Origin of the sequence: Nonomuraea sp. NPDC049421, assembly GCF_040677005.1 — a bacterium.
GTDB lineage: Bacteria > Actinomycetota > Actinomycetes > Streptosporangiales > Streptosporangiaceae > Nonomuraea > Nonomuraea salmonea.
Genome location: NZ_JBFAQA010000055.1, coordinates 21,633 through 30,907, shown reverse-complemented (window position 1 = coordinate 30,907; position 9,275 = coordinate 21,633). Strand labels below are relative to the sequence as shown.

General features: G+C 69.6%; 10 protein-coding genes. 3 read left to right on the top strand and 7 right to left on the bottom strand.

Annotation, left to right across the window (positions count from 1 at the left end; genetic code table 11):
• Window positions 1-196: 196 nt before the first annotated feature.
• The 3 genes from AB0K18_RS49080 to AB0K18_RS49070 all read right to left on the bottom strand — a co-directional run bounded on the left by AB0K18_RS49080 (window position 197) and on the right by AB0K18_RS49070 (window position 1,725).
• Window positions 197-676, bottom strand: a complete 480-nt coding sequence (locus AB0K18_RS49080) for a Rieske (2Fe-2S) protein (RefSeq protein ID WP_364929712.1) — start codon at window positions 674-676, stop codon at window positions 197-199.
• A 46-nt stretch (window positions 677-722) separates the two neighbouring features.
• Window positions 723-1,181 carry a Rieske (2Fe-2S) protein gene (locus AB0K18_RS49075; protein WP_364574626.1) on the bottom strand — a complete coding sequence of 153 codons (459 nt, stop codon included), beginning with the start codon at window positions 1,179-1,181 and terminating at the stop codon, window positions 723-725.
• A 133-nt stretch (window positions 1,182-1,314) separates the two neighbouring features.
• Window positions 1,315-1,725: a Rieske (2Fe-2S) protein gene (locus tag AB0K18_RS49070; protein WP_364929710.1), complete on the bottom strand. Its 411-nt coding sequence runs from the start codon at window positions 1,723-1,725 to the stop codon at window positions 1,315-1,317.
• Between the two features lie 187 nt (window positions 1,726-1,912).
• On the opposite strand from AB0K18_RS49070, the gene AB0K18_RS49065 reads away from it, so the two are divergent.
• A complete protein-coding gene (locus tag AB0K18_RS49065) occupies window positions 1,913-2,695 on the top strand; it encodes a DUF2306 domain-containing protein (RefSeq protein WP_364929707.1) in 783 nt (260 codons plus the stop codon).
• Window positions 2,696-2,903: 208 nt separating this feature from the next.
• Here AB0K18_RS49065 and uvrA read toward each other — a convergent pair whose 3' ends face one another.
• On the bottom strand, window positions 2,904-5,744 hold the full coding sequence (gene uvrA, locus AB0K18_RS49060; RefSeq protein ID WP_364929704.1) for an excinuclease ABC subunit UvrA: 2,841 nt from the start codon (window positions 5,742-5,744) through the stop codon (window positions 2,904-2,906).
• A 216-nt stretch (window positions 5,745-5,960) separates the two neighbouring features.
• On the opposite strand from uvrA, the gene AB0K18_RS49055 reads away from it, so the two are divergent.
• Together AB0K18_RS49055 and AB0K18_RS49050 are read left to right on the top strand one after the other, a co-directional pair.
• Window positions 5,961-6,773, top strand: a complete 813-nt coding sequence (locus AB0K18_RS49055) for a maleylpyruvate isomerase family mycothiol-dependent enzyme (RefSeq protein ID WP_364929701.1) — start codon at window positions 5,961-5,963, stop codon at window positions 6,771-6,773.
• Window positions 6,770-7,426 (top strand): MBL fold metallo-hydrolase, encoded by a 657-nt coding sequence (locus AB0K18_RS49050; protein ID WP_364929698.1) that lies wholly within the window; start codon window positions 6,770-6,772, stop codon window positions 7,424-7,426. The genes AB0K18_RS49055 and AB0K18_RS49050 overlap by 4 nt, the downstream gene beginning before the upstream one ends.
• 11 nt (window positions 7,427-7,437) lie before the next feature.
• Here AB0K18_RS49050 and AB0K18_RS49045 read toward each other — a convergent pair whose 3' ends face one another.
• The 3 genes from AB0K18_RS49045 to AB0K18_RS49035 are packed head-to-tail and all read right to left on the bottom strand — an operon-like array spanning window position 7,438 to window position 9,194.
• Entirely contained in the window at window positions 7,438-7,710 is a 273-nt protein-coding gene (locus AB0K18_RS49045; RefSeq protein WP_345386173.1) for a hypothetical protein, read from the bottom strand.
• Window positions 7,711-7,768: 58 nt separating this feature from the next.
• Window positions 7,769-8,596, bottom strand: a complete 828-nt coding sequence (pssA, locus tag AB0K18_RS49040) for a CDP-diacylglycerol--serine O-phosphatidyltransferase (protein WP_355431854.1) — start codon at window positions 8,594-8,596, stop codon at window positions 7,769-7,771.
• Entirely contained in the window at window positions 8,583-9,194 is a 612-nt protein-coding gene (locus AB0K18_RS49035; RefSeq protein WP_364929695.1) for a phosphatidylserine decarboxylase, read from the bottom strand. Before AB0K18_RS49035 ends, pssA begins: the two co-directional genes overlap by 14 nt.
• Between the last annotated feature and the right edge of the window lie 81 nt (window positions 9,195-9,275).

The window sequence follows — 9,275 nt, the reverse complement described above, 5'->3', positions numbered from 1 at the left end:
CAAGCAACCCGAGGCAAGGTCCAACCCCCGCCCCTTAACCACCCACCTTCAACCCCCGCTCCGTCACACCAGCAACATCTTCAGAAGGCTCCTAGTAGCCCATACCGACAGAGTTGCCCGCCGTACTCTTCGCGCTCGTACGGCGGGCACCCAGTCAGGCCGGCATGATCAGGCCGGCATGGTCAGGCTGGCATGGTCAGGCCAGCATGATGCTGTCGCCCTCGACCTTGATCTCCTGCGCCGGCAGGGGCTTCTGCGCCGGCCCGCCGGACACGGATCCGTCGGCGATGGCGAACATGCTGTTGTGGCACGGGCACACGATCGCGCCGTTCTCGACGCTGGTGACCGGGCAGCCCTTGTGCGTGCACAACGCGCTGAACGCCTTGAACTCGCCCTCGGTGGGCTGCGTCACCACGATCTTCTGGTCCTTGAAGACCGTGCCGCCGCCCACCGGGATGTCGGCGGTCTTGGCCAGCGCGCCGCCGGCCGGGGCCTCGGACGCCGTCGCGCTCGCCTCGGGGGCGCCCGACTGCGGGGCGCTCGACTCGGCTGGGGATGGCGCGGTCTGCGCCGTGTCGGTACCGGAGTCGCCGCTGCACGCGCTGATCGCCAGCGCCAAGCCACCCACGCCGACACTCGCGAACACCGCTCTGCGGCTCTGAAGGTCATCTGCCATGCGCCTCACCCAAGCGCACCCAGCTTAGAAATTCATGAGATGAGTCTCAGGCGAGTCTGATCTTCTCGCCGTCCACCTCGATCTGCTTCTCCTCCAGCGGGCTGCCCGCGGGTCCGTCCGTCACCGAGCCGTCGGCGATGCTGAACTTGCTGCCGTGGCAGGGGCAGTTGATCGTCTGGTTCGAGACGGAGGCGACCGTACAGCCCTGGTGGGTGCAGACCGCGCTGAACGCCTTGAACTCGCCGGCCGTCGGCTGCGTCACGACGACCTGCTGGTTCTTGAAGACCTTGCCCCCGCCCTCGGGGATGTCGCTGGTGTCGGCCAGCGCCTTCGCCTTGGCCTTGGCCTCGCCCTTCTTGGGTGCGGACGACGCCTCCTCCTCAACCGGCGCCTCCACGTCCGCCTCGGTCTCCGGCGTGCCGTAGCTCGCGCAGGCCGTCAGCACGGCCGCCAGGCCGGCGGTGCCGGCCCCGAAGACAACCGTCCGCCGCGTCGTTTCCGTCATCGTGCGTCCTCCCAGATCGGCTTTCACTCCCAGGTACGGCCCGCGCCCTGGCAGGGGTTCAGCGTGCCGCACCCCAATCGAGGCGACTACGCACAATTACCGATTGGCGGAACACCTCCGGCGGCCGGAGTGCTCAGCCGACGATCACGATGCCGTCGCCTTCCACCTTGACCGGGAACGAGGGCAGCGACCCGGTGGCCGGACCCTTCGTCGCCTTGCCGGTGTCCGCGGTGAACTCGCTGCCGTGGCACGCGCACCTGATGACGTTGTCCTTGGGCGTACCGACCTGGCATCCCTTGTGCGTGCACAGCGAGCTGAACGCCTTGAAGACCCCCGGCTCGGGCTGCGTCACCACGACCTTCAGGTCCTCGATGAGCTTCCCACCGCCCACCGGCACGTCCGCCGTCTTGGCCAGCACCTTCCCCTTGAGGCTCGGCTGCGCCTGCGCGCCCCCTGAGCCGCACGCGGTCAGCGCCGCCAGCCCACAGGCCGCCACCCCCGCCGCACCCAGCATCTCCCGCCGCCCCAACCCGTTTCCGGACATGGCTCCGCCCCGATCTGTCCCGTCGCCTGATGTTCTTCGCGCGTACGAATGCGCGTGCCGTATCTGCCGACCGCCGGTGTCGCCCCCGATTGCGGCCATCATCGTGAAAACAGCTTATTGACGGCCCCCCTCGGTCCGGTCAGCGGGTGGTACGCCCACGGTCAGCGCCACCCCCCACCCTCGGACCATGACCATCCCCACCAACCCAACCCCCACCGGCCCGCTCACCTCCCACCGAGCCGCCTCCCACCGAGCCACCTCCGGTCGGGACGCTCCTGGCTCAAGCCCGCGTCCCCGATGGTGGCGCAGGCCGTGGGTGGCGCCGTTGATGGTGGTGGCGGCGGCGTTCGTGGCGTTCTCGCTGCCGCCGTACCTGTCGCTGGACCCCGCACAGTCACGAGTGCCGGCCCCTGACTTCTTCCCGCCGCACTTCGCGGTGCTCTCCCTGCACGTGGTGTTCGGCTCGATCGCGATGATCACGTGCTGCCTGCAGATCTGGCCGTGGTTCCGCGCCCGTCACCCCCGCGCACACCGCCGGATCGGCCGCGTGTACGTCTTCGCCGGCTGCCTCCCGAGCGGTCTCCTCGGCCTGACCGTGGGCGTGGCGACACCATGGGGCCCGGTCACGATGGTCAGCAACGTCCTGCTGGCCCTGCTCTGGCTGGGCTGCACGCTGGCCGGCTGGCGGATGGCCAGGCAGCGCCGCTTCGTGGACCACCGCCGCTGGATGGTGCGCAGCTTCGCCCTGACCATGTCGATCGTCACCAACCGCATCTACGGCGTGCTGTTCGGAATCCTGCTCTTCCCCCAGCTCGACACGACGTTCAACGGCGACGAGACGCAGCTGATGCAGACGATCGCGGCCCTGAGCGCCTGGCTCGGCTGGGTGCTGCCCCTGCTGGTGGCCGAGTGGTGGCTGGAACGCACCGACGCCGCCAAGCGCCGCGCCCGCACCCACCGCACAACCTGACGACCAGCACCACACCGACCCGACCTGGCAACTACCACCACACTGGAACCCACCGCACAACCTGACAACCGACCACCACACCCGAGCACGCGAGCACCGACCGGCCACATCGACCCATCGGCCGCGAGACCCACCCCCTGGCCGTCAGCACCCAAGACCGGGCGATCCGCCCCCGGACGTCAGGGGGCGGATCGGGTGGGTGGGTGGGTCAGAGGGAGAGGATCTTGCGGAGGAAGCGGCCCGTGTGGCTGTCGTCCACCAGCGCGACCTCCTCCGGCGTCCCCGCCGCCACCAGCGAGCCGCCGCGCGACCCGCCCTCGGGACCCATGTCGATGATCCAGTCGGCGGTCTTGATGACGTCGAGGTTGTGCTCGATGACGATGACGGTGTTGCCGCCGTCGACCAGCCGCCCGAGCACGCCGAGCAGCCGCCTGATGTCCTCGAAGTGCAGCCCGGTGGTGGGCTCGTCGAGGACGTAGATCGTCCGCCCGGTCTGCCGCCGCTGCAGCTCGGAGGCCAGCTTGACGCGCTGCGCCTCACCGCCGGACAGCGTGGTGGCCGGCTGCCCGAGGCGTACGTAACCGAGGCCCACGTCGTTGAGCGTCTGCAGGTGCCGCTTGATGGCGGGGATCGCGTCGAAGAAGCCGAGCGCCTCTTCGATCGGCATGTCGAGCACCTCGGCGATCGTCTTGCCCTTGTAGTGGACCTCCAGCGTCTCCCTGTTGTAGCGGGCACCGTGGCAGACCTCGCACGGGACGTAGACGTCGGGCAGGAAGTTCATCTCGATCTTGATGGTGCCGTCGCCCGCGCACGCCTCGCAGCGCCCGCCCTTGACGTTGAAGCTGAAGCGCCCCGGCTGGTAGCCGCGCACCTTCGCCTCGGCCGTGGCCGCGAACAGCTTGCGGACATGGTCGAAGACGCCGGTGTAGGTGGCCGGGTTGGAGCGCGGGGTGCGCCCGATCGGCGACTGGTCGACGTGGACGACCTTGTCCACCTGATCCATGCCGTTGATACGGGAGTGCCGCCCGGGCACCGTACGGGCGCCGTTGAGCTCCTTGGCCAGCGCGTTGTAGAGGATGTCGTTGACCAGCGTCGACTTGCCCGACCCCGACACTCCGGTGACCGCGGTGAACACGCCGAGCGGGAACTCGATGTCGACGCCCTTGAGGTTGTGCTCGCGCGCCCCCTTGACGGTGATCTGCCGCTTCTTGTCGCGCTTGCGGCGCTTGGCGGGCACGGCGATGCTCTTGCGCCCCGACAGGTACGCACCCGTCATCGACTCCTCGCTGGCGAGGAGGTCCTGGACGGTGCCGGACACCACGACCTGGCCGCCGTGCTCGCCGGCGCCCGGCCCGATGTCGACCACCCAGTCGGCGGCGGCGATGGTGTCCTCGTCGTGCTCGACCACGATCAGCGTGTTGCCCATGTCGCGCAGCCTGACCAGGGTGTCGAGCAGCCGCATGTTGTCGCGCTGGTGCAGCCCGATGGACGGCTCGTCGAGCACGTAGAGCACGCCGACCAGCCCGGAGCCGATCTGCGTGGCGAGCCTGATGCGCTGCGCCTCACCACCGGCGAGGGTGGCGGCGGCGCGGTCCATCGTGAGGTAGTCAAGGCCGACGTCGAGCAGGAAGCCCATGCGGGCGTTGATCTCCTTGACCACCCGCTCGGCGATCTGCATGTCGCGGTCGGACAGCTTGAGCGCGGCGAGGAACTTGGCGCACTCGCCGATCGACATCGACGAGACCTCGGCGATCGACTTCCCGGCGACCGTGACCGACAGGCTGACCGGCTTGAGCCTGGCCCCCTTACAGGCGGGACACGGGATCTCGCGCATGTAGCCCTCGAACCGCTCGCGCGCCGCGTCGCTCTCGGCCTCGGCGTGCCTGCGCTGCACCCACGGGATGACGCCGTCGTAGGTGGTGTAGTAGGCGCGCTGGCGGCCGAAGCGGTTGCTGTAGCGCACGTGGATCTGCTCCTCGTGCCCGTAGAGCAGCGACTTCTGGGCCTTCTTCGGCAGCCGCTCCCACGGCGTGTCGAGGCCGAACCCCATGGCGTGGCCGAGCGCCTCGATCAGCCTGGTGAAGTATTCGCTGGTGTGGCCGCCCGACCAGGGGTGGATGGCGCCGTCGCCGAGCGCGCGCTCGGGGTCGGGCACGACGAGGTCGGGGTCGACCTCCATCTTGGTGCCGAGACCTGTGCACTCGGGGCAGGCGCCGAACGGCGAGTTGAAGGAGAACGAGCGCGGCTCCATCTCCTCGAACGACAGGTCGTCGTAGGGGCAGTAGAGGTGCTCGGAGTAGAAGCGCTCGCGGTTGGGGTCGTCTTCCGGCAGGTCGACGAACTCCAGGGTGATCGTCCCGCCGGACAGCTGCAGCGCCGTCTCGACCGAGTCGTTGAGCCGCCGCCGCGCCGACTCCTTGACCGACAGCCGGTCGACGATGACCTCGATGTCGTGCTTCTCGTACTTCTTCAGCGTCGGCGGCTCCTCCAGCCGCACGACGGTGCCGTCGACCCGCGCCCTGGCGAAGCCCTTGGTCTGCAGCTCGCGGAACAGCTCGGCGTATTCGCCCTTGCGCCCCCTGACGACCGGCGCGAGGACCTGGAACCTGGTGCCCTCTTCGAGGTCCATCACGCGGTCGACGATCTGCTGCGGCGACTGGCGGGCGATCGGGCGCGCGCACACCGGGCAGTGCGGCTTGCCGATGCGGGCCCACAGCAGCCGCAGGTAGTCGTAGACCTCGGTGATGGTGCCGACGGTGGAGCGGGGGTTCTTGCTGGTGGCCTTCTGGTCGATGGAGACCGCCGGCGACAGGCCCTCGATGAAGTCGACGTCGGGCTTGTCCATCTGGCCGAGGAACTGGCGGGCGTACGCCGACAGCGACTCGACGTAGCGCCGCTGGCCCTCAGCGAAGATCGTGTCGAAGGCCAGGCTCGACTTGCCCGAGCCGGATAGGCCGGTGAAGACGATCAGCGAGTCTCGCGGCAGGTCCAGCGAGACGTCTTTGAGGTTGTGTTCTCGTGCACCACGCACGATCAGGCGGTCAGCCACGGCGATCCCGGAAGTCGAAAGGCGGATAGGTCCACGGGGGATGGTAGACGGCGGCTCCGACAATTTCGGCGGCCCGATCCACGGCCCCCGAAAATCCGTCCCTCCCAGGTTACGGCCATCTCCCGGCAGGGGAGGACCCCTTGGAATCTCAACTCGCTGACCTGCGGTTTTATGCCCTCCTCACTTCGGCGGCCGCAGATGGTGAAATATCCGTACATGAGCGTCCTACCCGCGTTGCAGGCCGAGCTGGCCGCGGCCACCAACCGGCTGCTGGCCACGGCCGCGTCCCTCTCCGACGCCGACCTCGCCGCCCCCTCGCTCCTGCCGGACTGGACCAGGGGCCACGTGCTCGCCCACCTCGCCCAGAACGCCGGTTCCCACCTCAACCTGCTGACCTGGGCGCGAACCGGCGTCCGCACCCCTCAGTACGCCTCGTTCGCCGCCAGGTCCACCGCGATCGAGGCCGCCGCGACCCACCCCGTGGCCCGCCACCTCGCCGAGCTGGAGGACGGCGCCGCCCGCCTGGCCGCCGCCATCCGTGACCTGCCCGCGTACGCCTGGTCGGCGCAGGTGGAGGGCATGCGCCCGCCGCCGCACCCCGCCTGGTACCTGCTCGTCCGCCGGCTGCGCGAGATCGGCTTCCACCACGTCGACCTGGCCGCCGGTCACACCCCCGCCGACTGGCCCGCCCCCTTCGTACGCCGGGAGCTGCACGACTGCCTGGCCATCTGGCCCCGCGGCCACAAGGCGGTGGGCCGGATCGAGCTCGTCGAGGACGGCCAGGTCACCGCCACGCACGAGCTCGGCGACGGTCCTGCCGTCCGCGGCGCGCCGCACGACATGCTGGCCTGGCTCACCGGCAGGTCGCGTGGCGAGGGGGTTAGTCTGGTGCCCGTGGGGCGGTCGTCCACTCCCGGACGCGGAGAAGTCGGTGGCGATGCAGGTGCGGGTCTTCCCGATCCGCCGCCGTGGCTGACGATGCCGGCCCCCGCTGATCTGCCCACGACACCCCCAGAGGACTACCCATGACCTATACCGGTGACGTCCAGGTCGGCGGCCCCGCCGACGTGCGCGAGCTGCCCGCGCTGACGATCTCCAAGCTCGCCGTAGGCCCGTTCGACAACAACGCCTATCTGCTGCGCTGCGTCGCGACCGGCGATTCCGTGCTCATCGACGCCGCCGCCGAGTCCGACCGGCTGCTGGCCCTCATGGGCGACCGGCCCGTCGGCGCGGTCATCACCACCCACCAGCACGGCGACCACTGGCAGGCGCTTGAGCAGGTGACGAAGGTGACCGGCGCCCAGGTGATCGCCCATCCGCTCGACGCGCCCGCGCTCCCCGTCCCGGCCGACCGCACGGTCGAGCACGGCGACACGATCACGTTCGGCGAGGTCACGCTGGAGGTCATCCACCTGCGCGGCCACACGCCCGGCTCGATCGCCCTGCTGTACGACGCCGGCCCCGAGGGCCACCACCTGTTCACCGGCGACTCGCTGTTCCCCGGCGGCGTGGGCAACACCCAGAAGGACCCCGAGCGGTTCGGCCGGCTCTTCACCGACGTCGCCGAGCGGATCTTCGACCGCCTGCCCGACGAGACCTGGGTCTACCCGGGCCACGGCAAGGACACGACGCTCGGCGCCGAGCGCCCGGCCCTCCCGGAGTGGAAGGCCAGGGGCTGGTAACAGGGGGACGGTCAGCGGGTGGCGAGCACGTGGGCGATGCGCTCGGCCGCCAGGGCGGGATCGTCGGCGAGCCCGACGAGCTCGCCCCACGACCACCGGTAGAACCAGCCCTCCGACAGGGCGGCGCAGTCCACGGTCTCGGCCATCAGGGCCGCGTCGGGGTGGCTGATGCGCAACGCGGGCGGGTCCGACCGCAGCAGGGCGGTCAGCCCGCGTTGTTCCAGCTCCGTCGCCAGCTTGCCGAGGTAGTACGTACGCGTGTGCTCGCGCGGCGTGGCCGACATGGCTCTATCAAAGCCGAAATAAGACGAAAAATCCCGTCAGTTGCTCATCGGAGGCCGGTCAGCGGCCCAGACGAGCGGCTTCCTTACGCTGCTCGCGCTTGTAGAACAGCACCCGCAGCGGGATGGCCGCGACGAGCGCGATCTGCATGGTGGCCCCGATCTTGATCGGCATGTCGCCGCCTTCGGGCCAGGCCACCCAGACCGTCAGGAACGCCACGTTCACCATGATCCAGCCCAGCACTACGGCGGCGAGCTGCCCCTTCGGCTTGGGGTACTCGATGCGGCTGACCATCAGCCACGCCACCCCGAGCACGGCCAGCAGCGACCAGATGCTCGGCTGGAACAGCAGCACGATGGAGATCACGGTCATGGCGCCCATCGGGATGGGCAGCCCCATGAAGTCGCCGCTCTTGGTCTTGACGCAGGCGAACCTGGCCAGGCGTACGACACCGGCGACCAGCACGGCCGCCGCCGCGGCGAGCACGGCCGTGAAGGGCACGCTCTCCGGCACGCCGATGCCCCAGATGACGACCATGAACGCCGGCGCGAAGCCGAAGCTGATGACGTCGGCGAGGTTGTCGAGCTCGGCCCCCATCGCGGAGGCACGGAAGCGGCGCGCCACGAGCCCGTCGAACAGGTCGCAGGTGGCGCCGATGAGCAGCAGCACGATGGCGGTGGCGAAGTAGCTCGGCGCGGGCGTGAACCGGCCGCCGTCGACCTGCAGCTGCTGGATGGCGGAGTAGGCCAGCACGCACACCGCGAGGAACCCGCAGACGGCGTTGCCCAGCGACAGGGAGTCGGCGGCGGACAGGCGGAACGCCTTGCCGACGGGACCGCGAGGTTCTTCCTCTTCCGTTCGCCAGCTACTGGCGTCAGCCGTGGTCAATTCTGGTCACCCCCGCAACCGTCTTGTCGCCCACGGACACCGCGGGAGAAATCCCTTCGGGAAGGTAGATGTCGACCCGGGATCCCAACCTGATCAGCCCGATCCGCTCACCCTGCTCGACCTTGGCGCCGTCGCTCAGGTACGGCACGATCCTGCGCGCCACGGCGCCCGCGATCTGCACCATCTCGATGTCGCCCAGCGTGGTCTCGAAATGCCACACCACACGCTCGTTCTGGTCGCTGTCCTTGTTGAACGCCGGCAGGAACCCACCTGCCACATGCTGCACGGAGGTGACATTTCCCGCAAGAGGGGCACGGTTGACGTGCACGTTCAGCGGGTTCATGAAGATCGCGACCCTGGTACGGCCGTCGGGCCACGGGTCGATGCTCTGCACGACGCCGTCGGCGGGTGACAGGACGCGGCCCTCGCCGATCGTGCGGTCCGGGTCTCGGAAGAACCAGAGCATGCCCCCGGTGAGCGCGCTCAGCGGCACCGCCGCAAGCGCCCATCGCCGGTCTCGGCGCGTCAGCAGAGCGGTGGCGGCCGCCGCGGCGACCGTCGGGAGGAGCCACGGGGAGACCCCGCGCGCGAGCCTCATGCGGCTCGGCTTAGCAGAATCGTCGGACACGTACAACCTTTGGTGGTGACTGGACTGGGCGCTTTGCCGTGATGTTACAGA